17 protein-coding genes are annotated in these 17,324 nt (G+C 61.2%); 6 read left to right on the forward strand and 11 right to left on the reverse strand.

Annotated elements, in window-relative coordinates; all coding sequences use genetic code 11:
• Positions 1-47: 47 nt before the first annotated feature.
• From G3N59_RS08480 to G3N59_RS08490, 3 genes are read right to left on the reverse strand one after another with little or no spacing between them, the layout of a single operon-like run.
• The gene (locus G3N59_RS08480; protein WP_205982109.1) at positions 48-1,559 is read right to left on the reverse strand and encodes an efflux transporter outer membrane subunit; all 1,512 of its coding nucleotides are present in this window, start codon (positions 1,557-1,559) and stop codon (positions 48-50) included.
• The gene (locus G3N59_RS08485) at positions 1,556-4,735 is read right to left on the reverse strand and encodes a multidrug efflux RND transporter permease subunit (RefSeq protein WP_205982110.1); all 3,180 of its coding nucleotides are present in this window, start codon (positions 4,733-4,735) and stop codon (positions 1,556-1,558) included. Before G3N59_RS08485 ends, G3N59_RS08480 begins: the two co-directional genes overlap by 4 nt.
• A complete protein-coding gene (locus tag G3N59_RS08490) occupies positions 4,732-5,982 on the reverse strand; it encodes an efflux RND transporter periplasmic adaptor subunit (RefSeq protein WP_205982111.1) in 1,251 nt (416 codons plus the stop codon). The genes G3N59_RS08485 and G3N59_RS08490 overlap by 4 nt, the downstream gene beginning before the upstream one ends.
• Before the next feature lie 231 nt (positions 5,983-6,213).
• Here G3N59_RS08490 and G3N59_RS08495 point away from each other — a divergent pair, with 231 nt between their 5' ends.
• Entirely contained in the window at positions 6,214-6,813 is a 600-nt protein-coding gene (locus G3N59_RS08495; RefSeq protein ID WP_205982112.1) for a TetR/AcrR family transcriptional regulator, read from the forward strand.
• A 58-nt stretch (positions 6,814-6,871) separates the two neighbouring features.
• On the opposite strand, the gene G3N59_RS08500 is transcribed toward G3N59_RS08495, so the two are convergent.
• A complete protein-coding gene (locus G3N59_RS08500; protein ID WP_205982113.1) occupies positions 6,872-8,044 on the reverse strand; it encodes an MFS transporter in 1,173 nt (390 codons plus the stop codon).
• 172 nt (positions 8,045-8,216) lie between these two features.
• On the opposite strand from G3N59_RS08500, the gene G3N59_RS08505 reads away from it, so the two are divergent.
• Complete coding sequence (locus tag G3N59_RS08505; RefSeq protein ID WP_346777863.1) at positions 8,217-8,705, forward strand: helix-turn-helix domain-containing protein; 489 nt, start codon at positions 8,217-8,219, stop codon at positions 8,703-8,705.
• Between the two features lie 7 nt (positions 8,706-8,712).
• Here the strand turns inward: G3N59_RS08505 and G3N59_RS08510 are convergent, their stop codons facing one another.
• The 6 genes from G3N59_RS08510 to G3N59_RS08535 all read right to left on the reverse strand — a co-directional run bounded on the left by G3N59_RS08510 (position 8,713) and on the right by G3N59_RS08535 (position 13,511).
• Positions 8,713-9,633 (reverse strand): LysR family transcriptional regulator, encoded by a 921-nt coding sequence (locus G3N59_RS08510; protein WP_205982115.1) that lies wholly within the window; start codon positions 9,631-9,633, stop codon positions 8,713-8,715.
• Positions 9,634-9,676: 43 nt separating this feature from the next.
• Positions 9,677-10,201 (reverse strand): methylated-DNA--[protein]-cysteine S-methyltransferase, encoded by a 525-nt coding sequence (locus tag G3N59_RS08515; protein WP_205982116.1) that lies wholly within the window; start codon positions 10,199-10,201, stop codon positions 9,677-9,679.
• A 49-nt stretch (positions 10,202-10,250) separates the two neighbouring features.
• Positions 10,251-10,874, reverse strand: a complete 624-nt coding sequence (locus G3N59_RS08520) for a DNA-3-methyladenine glycosylase I (RefSeq protein WP_241023273.1) — start codon at positions 10,872-10,874, stop codon at positions 10,251-10,253.
• Between the two features lie 130 nt (positions 10,875-11,004).
• Positions 11,005-11,448, reverse strand: a complete 444-nt coding sequence (locus tag G3N59_RS08525; RefSeq protein WP_205982118.1) for a DUF3331 domain-containing protein — start codon at positions 11,446-11,448, stop codon at positions 11,005-11,007.
• A gap of 352 nt (positions 11,449-11,800) precedes the next feature.
• The gene (locus G3N59_RS08530) at positions 11,801-12,373 is read right to left on the reverse strand and encodes a cupin domain-containing protein (protein WP_205982119.1); all 573 of its coding nucleotides are present in this window, start codon (positions 12,371-12,373) and stop codon (positions 11,801-11,803) included.
• Between the two features lie 268 nt (positions 12,374-12,641).
• Positions 12,642-13,511 (reverse strand): LysR family transcriptional regulator, encoded by an 870-nt coding sequence (locus G3N59_RS08535; protein WP_241023300.1) that lies wholly within the window; start codon positions 13,509-13,511, stop codon positions 12,642-12,644.
• A 127-nt stretch (positions 13,512-13,638) separates the two neighbouring features.
• On the opposite strand from G3N59_RS08535, the gene G3N59_RS08540 reads away from it, so the two are divergent.
• Entirely contained in the window at positions 13,639-14,292 is a 654-nt protein-coding gene (locus tag G3N59_RS08540; protein ID WP_205982121.1) for an ureidoglycolate lyase, read from the forward strand.
• Positions 14,293-14,322: 30 nt separating this feature from the next.
• On the opposite strand, the gene G3N59_RS36930 is transcribed toward G3N59_RS08540, so the two are convergent.
• Positions 14,323-14,700, reverse strand: a complete 378-nt coding sequence (locus tag G3N59_RS36930) for a hypothetical protein (RefSeq protein WP_241023274.1) — start codon at positions 14,698-14,700, stop codon at positions 14,323-14,325.
• 206 nt (positions 14,701-14,906) lie between these two features.
• Here G3N59_RS36930 and G3N59_RS08550 point away from each other — a divergent pair, with 206 nt between their 5' ends.
• The 3 genes from G3N59_RS08550 (at position 14,907) to G3N59_RS08560 (ending at position 17,229) form a co-directional block, all read left to right on the forward strand.
• Positions 14,907-15,740 carry an ABC transporter substrate-binding protein gene (locus G3N59_RS08550; protein ID WP_205982122.1) on the forward strand — a complete coding sequence of 278 codons (834 nt, stop codon included), beginning with the start codon at positions 14,907-14,909 and terminating at the stop codon, positions 15,738-15,740.
• A 74-nt stretch (positions 15,741-15,814) separates the two neighbouring features.
• Positions 15,815-16,546, forward strand: coding sequence for an amino acid ABC transporter permease (locus G3N59_RS08555; RefSeq protein WP_205982123.1), 732 nt, complete (start codon positions 15,815-15,817; stop codon positions 16,544-16,546).
• A complete protein-coding gene (locus G3N59_RS08560) occupies positions 16,543-17,229 on the forward strand; it encodes an amino acid ABC transporter permease (protein WP_205982124.1) in 687 nt (228 codons plus the stop codon). Before G3N59_RS08555 ends, G3N59_RS08560 begins: the two co-directional genes overlap by 4 nt.
• Positions 17,230-17,324 lie beyond the last annotated feature (95 nt).

Here is a 17,324-nt window from a genome sequence, read left to right on the forward strand (position 1 = left end):
CCATTTGCCCTGTTCCGAAGGCGCGAGCCTTCAGAACAGGCACGTCATCAGCCTTTCGCCACGGCTTTCTGCGCGGCCTGCTGTGTGACAGGTTGCGTGACCGGTTGCGGCGCATCCCATCCGCCGCCGAGCGAGCGGAACGTTCTCACTGCTGCGCGCGCGGCATCGGCTTTGGTTGCATCGAGGTCATCGCGCGCGAGCAATAATTGCCGGTCTGCATCGAGCACGTCGGTCAGCGTGATCGAACCGGCGCGATAAGCCTTCTCCGAAAGATCGCGCGCCCTGGTGAGCGCCGTCACTTCCTGCTCGATTTCCTGAGCGCGAATTTCCGACTGCGACAGCGCCATCAAGGCATTTTCGACATCTTCGGTTGCCTTGAGCGCGGCCTCCTTGTACTGCGCCAGCGCTTCGGCATTAGCGCCGCGCGCCTGTTTGACTTCGGCGTCCACCTTGCCGAAATCGAACAGCCGCCACTGCAACGCGCCCGTGCCGATCGGCTCGAAGGACCTGGCGCTGAACAGATGATTGGTCGAAATGCTGTCGAAACCCAATGCGCCCGAAAGAGAAATCTTCGGATAGTAATCGGCGATGGCAACGCCAATGCTTTCGTTGGTGGCCGCCAGATGCCGTTCGGCCGCGATGATATCCGGGCGCCGCCGCAGCACATCGACCGGTTGATCGCCGGTGCCGATGGCAGGCACTTCAGGAATGATGGCGGCGTTCGTATTGAGCTCCGCCGCATAGGTGCCAGGCTGCGCGCCCATCAGCACATCGAGGCGGTTCAATTGCGCCTCGAGTGCGATACGCAGAGCGGGCAGACTCGCGCGCGCCTGACGCAGCAACGCTTCGGCCTGAGCGACCTCGCGCTCGTCGGCCGCGCCCGCCTGCTTGCGCGCCTGCACGAGATTGAGCAGATGCGCATCCGTATCGATCTGATCCTGCGTGACGGCCACTTGCGCCTGGAGGCCGCGCACCTGCAGATAAGCGTCGGCGGCATCGGCAGCCACCGTGATGCGGGTGCCGAGTTGTGCGGCTTGCGCTGCCTGTTCCTCGTCGCGGGCGGCGGCGTGGGCACGCCGCAGGCCGCCTGCGAGATCGATTTCCCAGCTTGCGGTCGCGCCCACCACATACTGTTTCTGGTCGCGGCTGTAATTGGGGAACGCGCTGGCGAGCGTGCCGAGCGGGCTCGTTGTGCTCTGGTGCTCTGCCGTGGCCGAACCACCGGCATCGACGGTCGGCAGCAACTGCGCGCCTGCGGCCTGGGCCGCCGCGCGTGCCTGGCTCACCCGTGCGATAGCCGCCTGCAGATCGAGATTCTGATCGAGCGCGCGCTGGACGACTTTTTCCAGCATCGGATCGTTGAATCCGGTCCACCACTTGTCGAGCCTCGGCGCGGGCAGCGTGGTCTGCCGGTTGGCGACCGCCTCGGTGTTATGAAACGGCACCATGTCGGTCTGGGGCGCCACGTAGTTCGGGCCCACCGCGCAGCCCACGAGGCCCGCGCTTACGATCAGACTGCCGATTATCGCCTTCGAGGTTCTAGCGAGGAAGTGACTCATTTGGCTGCTCCACTGCTGAGTTTGCGCGGCAATGCACGCGCATTCCTGATACCGAGCTTGCGCACAAACGCATAGAACGCGGGTGTGAACGCAAGGCCGAAGATCGTGACGCCGAGCATGCCGAAGAAAACCGTGGTGCCCAGCGACTGACGCATTTCCGAGCCCGCACCGCTTGCAATCGCCAACGGCGCGACCCCGGCGATAAACGCCAGCGAGGTCATCAGAATCGGACGCAAACGCACGTGGGCAGCATGCGTGGCCGCATCTTCCGCGCCGACGCCGTCTTCGTCCTGTCTTTGTTTGGCGAACTCCACGATCAGAATCGCGTTCTTCGCCGCCAATCCCACCAGCACCACGAAGCCGATCTGCGCCAGGATGTCGATAGGCATGCCGCGCATATTCAGCCCAACCGCTGCAGCAAGCAGGCACATCGGCACGATCAGCACGATGGCCAGCGGCGTTTTCCAGCTTTCGTACTGGGCCGCGAGCACGAGGAACACGAACAGTGCCGATGCCGCGAAGATCACCAGCGGCGACATTTTCTGTTCTTCCTGCTGATGAGCGAGGTCGGTCCATTCGAACGAGACACCATTTGGCAGAACCTGGTTTGCGAGTTGCTCCATGCGCTTCATTGCGTCGCCCGACGAAACCCCGGGTGCGGCCGCGCCCATGATTTCCGCAGCCGGATACAGGTTGTAGCGCGGCACACGATAGGGCGTGGTGTTGTCCTTGAAGGTCGCCACCGTACCAATCGGCACCATTTCGCCCGACGCATTACGCACCTTCAGTCTTCCAAGATCTTCCGGAGTCCTGCGGAATGCTTCGTCGCCCTGCACACGAACCTGATAGGTGCGGCCCAGATAATTGAAGTCGTTGACATATTGCGAGCCGAGATAAAGCTCCATCGTCGAGAAGACGTCGGTTGGCGTGAGTCCGACCTTTTCGGCCTTCAGTCGATCGACATCCGCATAGACAGACGGTGCGCCCGCGTTATAGAGCGTGAACACACCACCGAAGGCCTTGTCCTTGTTCGCCGCGCCAACCAATGCATTGGCCGCCTGCGCGAGCGCCTGCGGACCGACTCCGCCGCGATCCTCCAGCATCATCTTGAAGCCGCCCGCTGCGCCCAACCCTTGAACCGGCGGCGGATTCACCACGATCACCACCGCGTCCTTCACACCTGCCAGGCGTTGACGCAACGTCACCAGCATCGTTGCGGCATTGACGCCCGGGACGTGCTCGCCATACAGCGAAGGCAGGCCGGTAAAGATCGTGCCGACATTCGGCGCAATCGTGCCGGTCGTCACATCGAAGCCCGTCACCGGCGAGGTGTGATCGATGCCCTTGGTTTTCAGCGCGATATCGTTCACTTCGCGCACCACCTTGTCCGTGCGTTCGAGGCTGGAACCCGGCGGCAGCAGCACGATAATGGCCTGATAACCAATGTCCTGTTCGGGGATAAAACCCGTTGGCATTCTGGCCATCTGGATGCCGGTTGCCGCGATCAGGCCGGCATAGACGATAAGCATGACCGTCGTGGCGCGAACGAAGCGTCCTGTGAGTTTGCCGTAGCGACCGGAGAGCCATTCGAACGATGTATTGAAGCGGCCGAACACTGCGTGATGCATGCGGCCGAGCGTGGTCGTTGCGGGCTCGTGCGCGCGTTCCATGTTGTGCGGCTTGAGCAGCACTGCGCACAGCGCCGGGCTCAGCGTGAGCGAGACGAAGCACGAAATGACCGTGGAAGCCGCGATGGTGATCGCAAACTGCTTGAAAAACAGGCCCGAAATGCCGGACATCAACGCAGCCGGACCGAACACTGCGCATAGCGTGAGTGCAATCGCAATGAGTGCGGTGGAAACCTCGTTCATGGTTTGATGCGCGGCTTCGCGCGGCGTCATGCCCAGCGCCATATTCCGCTCGACGTTTTCCACCACGACGATCGCATCGTCCACCACGATACCCACCGCGAGCACGATGCCAAACAGCGAGAGATTATTGATCGACGCGCCAAAGAGCGAGAGGATCGTGAAAGTGCCCAGCAACGAAACCGGAATGGCTACCACCGGAATAATCGTGGCGCGCCAGTTCTGCAGGAACAGATACACCACGCCCACCACCAGCAGAATCGCAATGACAATCGTCTTGATCACTTCCTCGATCGACTGGCCGACAAATGTGGTCGGGTCGTAGATCTTCATGTAATCGACGCCCGGCGGGAACTGTTTTTTCAACTCGGCCATCTTGCTCCAGACGGCGTTTTCCACCTGCACCACGTTGGCGTCCGGCGTGGCGACCACGAACCACGGTGCGGCTGCGGCGCGGTCGGCGTAGGCTTTCGAGCCGTAGTCGACCGAACCGAGTTCCACGCGACCGATATCGCGAACGCGCGTGACGCGGCCGTCGGCATCGGACTTGACGACGACATCGCCGAACTGTTCGGGCGTAGTCAGGCGGCCTAACGCTTCGACGTTGATCTGGTAAGCGCCATTGCTTGAAATCGGCGGCTGGTTGAGCACACCGGCTGAAACCGGGGCATTCTGCGCACGCAGCGCGTTCAGCACATCGCTGGCGCTGATGTTGTAGGCGGCGGCTTTATCGGGGTCGATCCAGATACGCATGGCGTATTGACGCTCGCCGAACAACTGGAAATCCGACACGCCCGGCAATCGCGCGATCTGGTCGCGAATCTTGAGCATGTAATTGGACAGGTATTCGGGGCTGCGCGAACCATCCGGAGAATAGACGTGTACGCCCAGCAGCAGCGCCTCGATCGTCTTCTTCACCTGAACGCCCTGCAATTGCACGGGTTCCGGCAAGCGCGACAAGGTATCTTCAACACGATTGCGCGTGAGCATCAGCGCCACGTTCGCATCGGTGCCCACCTTGAAGATGACCGTGATCTTGAGCTGGCCGTTGCCGGTCGACTGGCTCGAAATGTAATCCATATTCTCGACGCCGTTGATGGCCTGTTCGAGCGGGGTGGCCACCGTGCGTGCGATCGTGTCCGCCGAAGCGCCGGGATAGGACGTGGTGATCTGGATGGTTGTCGGGACGATATTCGGATACTGGGCAACCGGCAACGAGTACATCGTCACCAGCCCGATCAGAACGGCAAAGATATTCAGCACTGCTGCGAAACGCGGGTGCTCAATAAAGAAGTGCGTCAGTTTCATGATTTGGCTCCGCCGTCGTCTTGCGACGACGTGAACTCAATGGTGCCCGCATGCGGCGAGACTTTCGCGCCCGGCCTCACTTTGGGCAGGCCGTCGATAATCACCTTGTCGGTCGGCACGAGACCCGCACGAATGACACGCAAGCCGCCGCGCAAGTCGCCTATCTCAACCTTTTTCGGTGTGGCGACATCGTCCGGGCCAACGACAAAGACCATGTGATCGGTTTGATCGGCAAGCACGGCCGCATCGGGGACGAGCAGCGCGGGTTGCGGCGCAGATGTGGCGAGCCGCACGCGCGCAAAGCCGCCAGGCGTGAGCGAAAGATCGGCGTTCGGAATCGTTGCGCGCGCATGGATCGTGCCGCTCGACCGGTCGAGCGCATTGTCGATGAAGTTGAGCGTGCCCTGGCGCGTGAAACCGGTTGCGCCGGTTGGCGAGATATTGACCGTGTCCGCAAGCGGCCCTTGCGGGTGGGGGCGCGACTGCTGGAATGCCGCGTAATCGTTCTCGCTCATATCGAAGTCGAGATAGACCGGATCGAGCGACACGATGGTCGCGAGCAACGTAGTGGGGGTGCTGCCCGCGCGGCTACCCGAAACGAGATTGCCCGTCGAAACGAGGTGCGTGCCCATGCGGCCAGTGAACGGCGCCTTGATCGCGCAGCGGTCCAGATCGAACTTCGCGTCGCGCACGAGGGCATTCGCGTTATCGACTGCCGCCTGCGCCGCGTGTTGCTCGGCAACGCGCTGATCGACGTTTTCGACCGTGCCGGCTTCTGCGCGCTGCAATTCCTGCGCACGCGCCAACTCGCGCGTGGCCAGTGCGAGGCGCGCATTGGTGGATTCCAGTTGCGCGCTGGCTTCGCTGAGCTTGATCTGGTACGGCTCGGGATCGACTTCGAAAAGCAGGTCGCCCTTGTGGACGATATCGCCGTCCTTGAAGTTGATCTGCGTAAGCGTGCCGCCAACCTGCGCGCGAATCTCAACGCGATTTACCGCAGAGAATTGCCCGAGAAAGCCAAGCCGCGTTTCGATATCGTGCTGCAACGGCGCGCTGATGGCGACGGGCGGCGGCGGTGGCGCTGCTGCGGCTGCCGAATGCGAGCCGCGCATGTGCCACGCCGTAGCGGCCACGGCCACAACGACCGCCACGGCGATGGCTTTGCCTACCCAACGCGGGGAGCGGGAATGGGCCGGACTATCGGGTACGACAACCCGTTCCTCGGCCTGATCAATACGCTGATTCATAGTAATCCTGATTAGTTAAACGCGCTGGACAACGTGTGGACCACTACCGGCCTTCGCCCAAATCCGCGTTAGATGATCAACCTTAACTATCTGCGATCAAGATAGTGAGTATAATCCAGAATGTCAAGGCTCCTGAGCCTGCGGCAAGATCGGCAGACGGGCGACTATGTTCTGAAACATCGGGGAAAGCAGATATGAAATGACGCTGCCAGTGCAGCGGGGAGTGACGGTATGAAGAAATCGAAATCGGAGACGGCGGCTACGCGCAAACGCATCGTCGAGGCCGCCGCGCAGGTGTTCAGCAGCAATGGGATTCATGCGAGCGGCGTGGCGGAAATCATGTCCGCGGCGGGCCTGACGCATGGCGGGTTTTATCGGCATTTCGCCTCCAAGGAGGAACTGGTTGCGCAGGCCTGCGCGGCCGGCATGGCATCGACGCTCGACGCGATCGACGCTTCGTTTGAACATGGCGAACAGGCGTTCATCGAACATTTCGAGGCCTTTTTGATGGATCAAAACCGTGCAGCCTGTCTGGGCGAATGTCCGTTGATTGCAATGGGCAGCGAGCTTGCCCGCGCAGACAGCGAAACGCGCCGCGCCGCAACGCGCGGTTATCGCGCGCTGATCGACACCCTGTCTGCAAACGGTGCAGCGGACGAAGGCGCGGCCATGTTCGTGTTCTCTGCGATCCTGGGTGCCGTCACGGTTTCGCGGATCGTCGATGATCCCGAGTTGTCGGCGCGCATTCTTGCGCAAGCGAAGGCGCGCATCGCGGCGTTATTGTCGAATTCCAATGCGCCCGACAATCGGGCCTTAGCAGTGGACGGCTAGATCGCTTTGTTTCGGCGCTTTGACCTGATCGGCTGGCAGCGTCTGGACGAGTCGACAGTTACGCCGCAACAGCGTTGGTTTTTTTCTCCACCGAGGCAATGCGCCGGCTCGCCAGTTCGGAAACAAACAGCGCCACGACAACCGAGATGCTCGACAGAAAACCCAGCTGATGCCCGCCGACGAGCGGGATTGCGGCCGCGCCCACTGCACCGGCAATCGACACGCCGATATACGTGCCCGACGTGTTCAGGCCCACCAGCACAGCGGTCATCGACGGATTCAGGCTGGCAAGGCGGAACTGCTGCGGCACGAGAAAGCCCCACGAACAGGCACCCCAGACGATCACGGCGAGCGCGGCGCTCCAGAGATGGGCGCTGGACCACGGCATCGTGAAGAGCACGGCGGCCACTGCCGCGAGCATCAGAATGAGCACCTTGCGCGAACCGACCTTGTCGAGAATGCGGCCAGTCAAAAGATTCGATGCCGTTCCGGCGAGGCCGTAGAGCACCAGGAGCGCGCCGAGCACCATCGGGCTATGGCCCGTGGCACGGTCGAACACAAGCGGGAAATAGCTGAAGATCGTGAAGGTGCCGATCTGTGCGAGCACGGTTGCGGTGAGCGTCAGGCCCACGCGTGAATCGGCCAGCGGCGCGAGACGTTTCGACAGTGAGATCGCCGGTGCAAGCGGCACCTCCGGCATGAAGGCCCAGATCCCGGCAAAGGCAGCCAGGCCCAGCGCCGCGACAAAGACCAGCGTCCAGTGCCAACTCGCAAGACCGCCGATTACCGCGCCCAGCGGCGAGCCCAACGCGGTCGAACTGGTCAGCCCCGCCACGATGATCGACAGCGCGTAACCGCGCCGTTCGGGCGGCACCAGCATCGCGCCGGTGCCGCTCGCCGTCGGTGAAAACATGGCGGCGCCGAGCCCCGCGAGCGCTCGCGTTGCCAGCGCGATGCCGATATTCGGCGCCACGATAGTGGCCAGGTTGGCGACGACGAACAGGCCGATGCCACCCATCAGCATGCGCTTGCGCGCAACGTTGGCGGCCAGTGCGGCGATGGTCGGCCCGAGTAGCGCATAGCTCAGCGCATACACGGTAATCAGTTGGCCGGCGGCACCAATGCTCACATGAAAGTCGCGGGCGATTTCGGGCAGGATGCCCGCGAAAACGAAGCTGTCGGTGCCCAGTGCGAACATGCCCAGCGCAAGGGTCAGAAGGCGGCGATCCATGACGGTTCCTCAGTAGCACAGCGTTGTTAAGTTGCGTGGCGAAACTATAGGGAACGCAGTTTCATCACGCTACTATCTGCGCCGGGTAACTGTTCCCCAGAAAATGGGGAAGTTGCGTCACGAAACTTGAGGTAGTATCGGCTTCACCATGTACCGAAAACGCCTTGATGGAATGAACTGTTCGATAGCCCGCGCGCTCGACGAAGTTGGCGAGTGGTGGACCTTATTGATCGTTCGCGAATGCACGCAGGGGAGCACGCGCTTCGACGAGTTTCAGGGGGCGCTGGGTATCGCGCGCAATGTGCTCGCCGCGCGGCTTGAACGCATGATCGAACTGGGGATTCTCGAACGCTTCCCGCTGGCGGCGCGCGCGAATACATTCGGCTACCGGCTGACGACGAAAGGTGCCGATCTCTATCCCGTGCTGGTCGCACTCATGCAATGGGGCGATAAATGGCTGGCCGTCGACGGACGTGCGCCCATCGCGCTTGTCGAGGAGGCGAGCGGTGAACCCGTCGAAACGATGGGCGTAACAGGGGCGCATGGACGCGCGCTGCGCTTTCAGGATGTGCGTTTCGCGCCGGGGCCAGGCGCCACCGGCGCGACGCATGCGGTGATCGAAACCCGCAATGTGCGGGTTCTTGGCGATGCGGACGATTAAACGCCAATCAGCTTTTCTGCTGCTTGCCGAAACCCGATAGCGATTGGCGCAGCTTCGGCGCAGCGAAATCGATAAAGTTGCGCAGCTTCAGTGCCATAAGATTTCTGGAAACGTGAACCAGATGAATCGGCACAGGTTCCACTTCGAACTGCGGAAGCAGGATCTCTAGCTGCCCGGCTTTGAGCGCTTCATCGGCATCGTGCTCGAAGACCAGCGTGATACCCACGCCGTCCACCGCCGCGCTAACGGCCGCATCGGGGGCGGTCACTTCCAGTCGCGCCTTGACTTCGAGCGTCAGCAGTTTGCCGGTCGATGGCAGCCGAAAGCGCCACGGCGAAAGATAAGGGCTGTTGAAAACCACACACGCAGATTTCGGCAATTCCGCCGGGTCATGCGGTGCCGCGTGCCTGCCCAGGAAAGCGGGGCTCGCACACAGAATGGGCCGCAGCGAACCGACTCGCGTGGCGATCATATTGCTGTCGGCCAGTTCGCCGATCCGCACAGCCAGATCCGCATGGGCATCGATCAGGTCGATATTGCGATCGGACAGCAGCAGGCGAACGGTGATGTCGGGATATTGCGCGAGGAATTGATTGATCACCGGTAGCACGTGCAGGCGCCCGAGTTGCACCGGCGCGGTCACCACCAGTTCCCCACGCGCGGTAGTGAATTCGCCGGTGGCTTCGTGCTCCTGCTCGCGAACCATATCGAGAATGCGGCGCGCGGCGGCAACATAGGCTGCGCCGGCATCGGTCAGCGTGATCTTTCGCGTGGTGCGGATCAACAGGCGTGTGCCGAGCATCTCTTCGAGATCGGCAACCTTGCGCGTGAGCGTGGTCACGGGAATCTTCAACTCGCGCGCGGCGGCGGAGAGGCTGCCCGCATCCACCGCGCCTAGCAGCATTTCCATCGCTTCGAGTCGGTCCACGGTGTTTGCCCGGAGGGAATGAGTTGCGGGTTATTGTATGAGATCAGAACAGCGCTTTCTGCGGCTTGCCGCGCCAGGCCGCATCTTCGATCAGCAACAGTCTTTCTTTCGCGGCAAGTCCGCCTGCGAAACCCGTCAATTCGCCCGACGAACCGATAACGCGATGGCAGGGCGCGATGATGGAAACCGGATTGCGTCCATTCGCGGCACCGACCGCGCGCACCGCACGTGGGTTGCCGATCCGCGTTGCGATCTGCGCATAGGTGCGGGTCTCGCCGTAAGGAATCTCGAGCAAGGCATTCCAGACCTGCTTCTGAAAATCTGAACCGATAAAATCGATACGGACATCGAAGGTGTTTCGCTTGCCGATGAAATATTCGCTTAGCTGACGCTCCACTTCCAGCAGCGTGGGATCGTCATTGGCTTCCTGCAAGCTGCCGAGCCGCACGCGCCCTGGGCGCTCTTTTTCCCACAGGATGGCCACCAGCGCGCACTCGCGCGACACCAGCGTGAGCTTGCCTACCGGGGACGGCATGAACTTGTACAGAAAAGCTGTCTCGTGCTGCATGCTTGCCTCTTTGGCTGGAGCGTTCGCGCGTCAAGAGCCGGGTGCCATTTCACCTTGTCCACACGCCGGAACTGCCACGCCGGTGACTATCGATCAAGTGTGTATCCACGATGCCGGCCGCTTCCATGAGCGCAAACATCGTGGTGGGACCCACGAATTTGAAGCCGCGTTTGCGCAGTGCCTTGCTCAACGCAATGGATTCTTCGGATGTGGTGGGAATATCCGCCATCGTACGCGGTGCGGGCGTGGCGGCGGGCTTGAATGACCAGATGAATTCGACCAGGCCGCCATCCTTGCGTAATTCGATAACTGCCTGGGCATTGTTGATGGCGGCGTCGATTTTTGCCCGATTGCGGATGATGCCGGTATCCCCAAGCAGGCGTTCGATATCGCGCGCGCCAAACTTCGCAACGAGGTCAGGGTCGAAATGGCTGAATGCCTTGCGCAGCGCTTCGCGCTTTTGCAGAACGATCAACCAGGACAGCCCCGATTGAAATGCTTCCAGACTGATGCGCTCGAATAGCCCGCGCTCGTCGAGAACCGGCATGCCCCATTCCGAATCGTAATACGCGCGCAGCAAGAGATTGTTCACGGCCCAAGGCGGTCGTTTCAAGCCATCGTCGCAGACGATCGCCTGGCCGTTCGCCGATGCGTCGACAATGGCTTGGCTCAATGCCTTTTCTTTCAAGATCGCGTCTCCAGGCCGATTGGGTTGTGCTGTGCGGGCTTTAGTCTCCGGAGGATTTTAACCGTCGCCGCGATTCAGGCTATCGAAGTCCGGAATCGTGGATTATGCATATCATTCAGGTTTTTTGCTGCGATTCGTCGTCCACGTGACTGACTGCGGACGCAAGAATCAATTGCCCTTCGTTGAACGGCACGCCGTATCGGCCGGCTGTCGGTCTATACACAGGATCGCCTGGCTGAATCGTCAGACCCGTGGCCGCGCATTGCGCGCGCCGGCGCGAGTGACACATGCGCCAGATCTGTTCGCCGTAGCAGCCCGTGCGCGGATCGCTCCAGCGAACCGCAATCGTGCGGACCGTCGGATGGTCAATGACAACGGCGGGGAAGCCCGGCGCGCTACCAGGCGCTTTGTCGTTGTCGACGCGGTCATTCGCGTGGCGCGTAGTCGTGCGGCCGCGATGTGACTTGCTCACTTCGGGCTTCGCAATGGCGGGCTCGTGCGGGAACAAAAGATCCAGCAGGGCATGTTCGAAGAGTTGTTGCTCAGTCGTCTGGTACATGGCTGTCCTTGTACGGGCCGCAGCCAGAGCGTCCGGGCGTGTCTGCGGCGAGTGCCCGCAATCATAAGTGCAGCCTTTCGGCGGATAAATCCTGCGATCCTAAATTCACTATTCGGATCTTCCCGACAATGGCGATGTTTGGGGGGATTTCGAAGGGACTAGCGGGAAGCCGAGGTGTGAAAGGCGATCCCGATCGAGTACGGCGGACGCGCACAATAAACATCGGAATGCGAAGTAATTGATGAAAACCTCAGCCGGGTAAATTCGTATCGACTCAATGTCTTTCAAAGCCTATTGAGTCGTATGACCACGCTTCGCGCGGCATTCGACGCGCCACGCGTTACCCAGATGCCTAAAAAAGCCGTGGCGTGCCGACCCAGACGAGTACCGCTTCGTCGTCGCGCGAATTGGTCCAGCTATGCGGCACGGTCGATTCGTAATGCGCGCTGTCGCCCGCGCCGAGCACGAAAGACTTGCCTTCCAGCGTGATCGTCACTTCGCCGCTGAGCACGTGGACGAATTCCTCGCCCGCGTGCGTGGTGACTTCGCTCGCCCGCTTGCCCGGCGGCATGCGCACGAGGATGGATTCCAACTGGCGCCCGCCCGACTGATTCGAAAGGCGCGCGAACAGATTGGTGGAATCGGCGAAGGAAAAATACTGCAGATCCTTGTGACGCCGTACGCAACCTTCCTCGGTGGGCGTATCGACGAAATAGCTGACCGGCACGCCCAGCGCCTTGGCGATGCTCACGAGCGAGGTGATCGACGGGCTGGCGTGGTCGCGTTCGACCTGCGAGAGAAAGGGCTTGGAAAGCTGGGAGACGGTCGCGACGTCGTCGAGCGTGCGGCCCTGGCGCTGACGCAGCGAGCGGATCTTGCTGCCGACGGAGACGACGTTTTGAGTTTCGACGGTTTTCGATGCCATGGTGAAGCCGGGTCGCTTGTATTGGAAGCGCAGCAACCTTTTGCTGCGCAACACTTGGGTCTCGGTGGTCGGGTTATCGGTTCTGTTATACGGCTACCTGATAATAACATCGCCAATATGATTGCGGATTCGATATTTTCAGTTTTGCATCGCAGGGCACGACGCATTCGAATTGCGCAGAATCGATAAATAGGGCGATGCATAAAGACCGCTGAAATGGCGATTATATTTCTTGCGATTGCAATTGCGCTCGCCATTCCCCTTCGGGTCATAACCGCGCCGAAGCGCTTGCGACATCGAGAAACGCCTGCACGATTCCGCGCTTGCGCTGGGTATGCAGGCAGGCAAGCGAATCGATATTGCAACCGCGCAATTCCTCGACCGGAATCGCAATGGAGCGCTCGCCATCGGGGATTTCGCGCTCCAGCACGAAGCCAATCCCCAAACCTTGCCGCACGGCTTCGAGCACGCCTTCGCGACTGCCCAGCTTCATGGCTGTCGGCGGCGACACCTTTGCGTGGCGCAAGGCATCGTCGACGAGGCGCTGCGTGTTGGAACCCGCCTCGCGGCGGATCAGCGGATACGCCGCGAGATCGGCGAGAGACACGCTGCTCGCCGTCGCGAGCGGATGGCCCTCGGGCACGAGCACGCGCATGTCCTGGCGCGCGACCGGAACCAGGGCCACGCGGGGATCGCTTTTCGCATTGCCGATCACGGCGGCATCGACGCGATACGCCAGCAGATCGTCCCAGACCTCGCGCTGGCTGCCGAACGACACCGATATCTCGATGCCCGGATAGTGCGCGCGAAACGCCGCGACCACCTGCAGAACGACCTGCGGCCCGTCGGCGGCGAGTTTGAGGCTACCGTGGCGGAACATCGTCGCGCGGCTGACCATGTCCTCGATCTGCTCTTCGGTGGCGAACATCTGTCGGGTCAGCTCGAACAGCGGTCGGGCGGCATCGGTGAGCGTCACGCCGTCGTTCGTGCGGATAAACAGCGCCTGCTTGCAGTCGTCTTCGAGATTGCGGATCTGCGTCGTGATGGCCGGTTGCGTCAGGCCCAGCAGGCTCGCGGCCTTCGTGAAGCTACCTTCGCGCGCGACCGCATCGAACGCCCGAAGCTGGAAATAACGCATCGCCACCTTGAACCTCAAGACATAAATATGAATGCCGAAATATAGCACTCGTATTAATTTGACCGCCGATGGGGCGGGATTCTAAGCTTGGCGGCATGACGCTTCGAAATTATTCGTGAGACAAAAGATGAGCCAGGCAATCGACTACCTCAATCCGAACCTGCCGCGAGGGCTGCGGCGCGTGGTCATGCCCGTAATCGATGCAACGCCGGAATCGTTGGCGGGCTACGGCAAACTGGTGGACGACCCCCGGGCGTGTCAGGTCGAAATCGTGCAATGGCCGGCGACAGGTTCGCGGCCGATCGACCCGGGAACGGGCGATGAAGCGGGCACGACCGAAGGGGTTTTCGTCAGCGAATGGCGCGGCGACATTCTCTATGGCCGTAACGAAGCCGTGGGCGGGCATTACGTTCTGGCCTACGCCAGGGAGCCCGAGCATGCGCGCGAAGAGAGCGGGGACATGCCGCAGCGCATGTTGCTTTGGCATGCTAACTATCATCCCGATGGCGGTCAGCTATTCTTTCCGCTCGATCATCAGCCGTTTTATGTGCCGCTAGCGCTTCCGGGCGACGACATCACGCCGGAGAAGTTCGTCTGCTTTCGCTTCGACGGGAAAAGAGGCCTCTATATTCATCCGAATATCTGGCACGAAGGCGTATTCACGCTGGCAGGAACCCAGCGATTCTTCGACAAACAAGGCGCGGTTCACGCACGCGTGTCGGTTGAATTTGCGGCGGAGTTTGGCTGTCTGCTGGAGGCGCCGATAGCGCGCGACGCCTGATAGCAGCGAAGCAAACGATGGTCGCGGGTTTTAACGTCGCCGCTGCAAAAGCTCATGCGCGGCATAGACGACCGCAATCACGCCCAGCAGCACGGCAGTCACCGCAAATGACTGGCTTGCCTGCGTTGCCGATGTCGATGTCATCGCATGGCACCATAGGCCTGCGCCAGTTACCGAGAGAACCAGGCCGAGTGCGAACAACCACAGCGGTGTCGCGCTTCGCGCATTGAGTTTATGTGAGAGTTTCATGGCCTTTACCCCGTTCGTACTGTAGACCCTGTCATGGTTAGCGTACGCGGCGGGGCCATCATCGACAAGTACATCAAAATTCTTTTTGTCGATGAATAGAGACGTTTCACTCGCGCTGAGTTGAGCGGGTGGGAGCATATCGAGTCGATTGTCGGGCACCTGGATGTCGTCAGGTCGAAGGCGGCGTATCGGGCGATGACGCATTCGCAAGACAAGACAAATCGCACCCAAAGTCAAATCATTCTGCGGACTTTCGACCTGACAAAAACTTCGTTCACGTGGCCCAACTGCACCTTTAGAGTGCGTGCTGTGCGACCGGGCGGCCAGAGCCCGACGACGCAACACACAACAAAGGAAATACGGCAATGAAGACAAAGATCAGGGGCGCAGTGCTTCCCGCACTGCTGACGGCGCTGCTGGCCGTGGCATCGAACGCAGCGCACGCCGACCGTCTCGACGACATCAAGAAAGCCGGCGTGCTGCGCGTGGCCGCGTTCGACAGCAATCCGCCGTTCGGTTTCGTCGATGCCAGCGATAACCGTATCGTCGGGCTCGACGTGGACTACGCGCAGGCTGTGGCCACGCGCCTGGGCGTGAAGCTCGAAGTGCAGCCGACCAACCCGGCGAACCGCATTGCGTTCCTCAAATCGGGCAAGGTCGATCTCGTGTTCGCCAACTTCACGATCACGGACGAGCGCAAGAAGGAAGTCGATTTCAGCACGCCGTATTTTGCCTCGGGCACGCAGTTCATCGCGAAGAAAGGCACGCTGAAGTCGCCGGATCAACTCAATAGCCTGCGCATTGGCGCCGATAAAGGCACGACGAACGAACAGCAGGTCCGCGCGAAATATCCCAATGCCACCATCGTCGCTTATGACGACACGCCGTTCGCGTTCGCCGCGCTGCGCACGGGCAACGTGCAGGCCATCACGCAGGACGGCCCGAAGCTGGTGGCCTTGCTCGCGCGCGTGCCGGACAAGACGAACTACGAGATCGCGCCGTTCACCATCTCCAACGACTATGAAGGCGTGGGTGTGCCCAAGGGCGAAACCCGCCTGCTCGACGCGGTGAATTCGACGCTCACGCATCTCGAAGCCGACGGCCAGGCCGCCCAGATCTACGACAAATGGTTCGGCCCGAAGAGCGCCGCGCCGCTGCCGCGTCTGTTCAAGATCGGCGATCCGCAAAAGAATAGTTGATTCGCCGTCTCGCCATCCGGTCCCGGGCTTCGCTTGATAGCGGCCCGGGTTTTGTGCTTTTCGCTTCCTGATTCATGCATACCTGGCTTGAACCCAAGTACTTCGCGTGGCTCGAACAGGGCCTCGTCGTTACCGTGTTGCTGTCTGTCTGCGCGGGCGTGTGCGCAACTTTTTGCGGCTTCGTCCTGGCCATCGCGCGTACCGCAGCGAACGCGGCGATGGCGCGCGCCGCTGCGCTTTATGTGTTCGTATTCCGCAATTCGCCGCTGCTGGTGCAATTGCTGTTCTGGTATTTCGGCGCGGCCGCGTTGATGCCTGCGGAGTGGATGACGTGGCTCAACGCGGCTCACGTCGTCGCCTTGGGACCGCTCACGCTGCGCTGGCCGAGCTTCGAACTGCTCGCGGGCTGGCTCGGGCTCACCTGCTATACGACGGCGTTTATCGGCGAAGAATTTCGTGCGGGTCTGCGCGGCGTGAGCGGGGCGCAGGCACAGGCCGCGGCGGCGCTCGGCATGCACCGCTATACCGCGCTGCGTTACGTGATCCTGCCGCAGGCGTTGCGCATCGCGACGCCGCCGCTCGCGGGCCAGTATATGAACCTCGTGAAGAACTCATCGCTGGCCATGGCAATTGGCGTTGCCGAACTCTCGTATATGTCGCGCCAGGTGGATACCGAAACGTTCAAGACGTTTCAGGCTTTCGGTATTGCGACGGTGTTTTACGTGCTGACGATTGCCGTGATCGAAGTGGCGCTCGTGGTCTGGCAGCGCACCGGCACGCGCGCCCTGTCGCGAGGTCGCGCATGACGACCATCGACTGGCTCGCGACGCTGCGTTATCTGCTGCTCGGTTCGTTTCCGGCCGGACCGCTCGGCGGCGTTGCGCTGACGCTCGCGCTTTCATTGACATCGGCCGTGCTGGCGGCGCTGATCGGCCTGGCCGGCGGCGTGGCGCTGGCGATGACGCGCGGCGTCGCCCATCTCGCGCTCACGGCGGTCGTGGCATTTTTCCGCGCCATTCCCGTGCTGATGCTGATTTTCTGGACCTTCTTCCTGATGCCGGTTTTACTGCACGTCGATGTGCCGGGTCTGGCGACCGTGGTTTGCGCGCTCGCGCTGATCGGCGGCGCTTATCTTTCGCATTCGGTCTACGCGGGCATCGTGTCGATCGGCAAAGGGCAGCGCGATGCGGCGCTTTCGCTGGGGCTGACGCAGTGGCAGGCGCTCAGGGAAGTGGTCCTGCCGCAAGCCGTGCGCGTGATGATGCCGTCGTTCGTCAATCAGTGGGTGTCGCTGATCAAGGACACGTCGCTCGCGTATATCGTCGGCGTGCCGGAATTTACTTTTCTCGCGAACCAGTTGAATAACCGTTTGATGGTTTATCCCGCACAGATCTTTTTATTTGTTGCGCTGGTTTATCTGCTGTTGTGCGGCGGGCTTCAGTGGCTTGCCCATCGTCTGCTGGTTAAAGGCGCGCCCGCCGGGCGTTGAGGCGGTTTTTCGCGCGCATCAACTCACTCCCTTCCTTACCCGGGCCCATAAAAAATGGGCCTTTCTTCGCGCTATTTCCCGCTGCCGGCACTGCC

This window comes from Paraburkholderia sp. Ac-20340, assembly GCF_017104965.1.
In the GTDB taxonomy this organism is placed as follows: Bacteria; Pseudomonadota; Gammaproteobacteria; order Burkholderiales; family Burkholderiaceae; genus Paraburkholderia.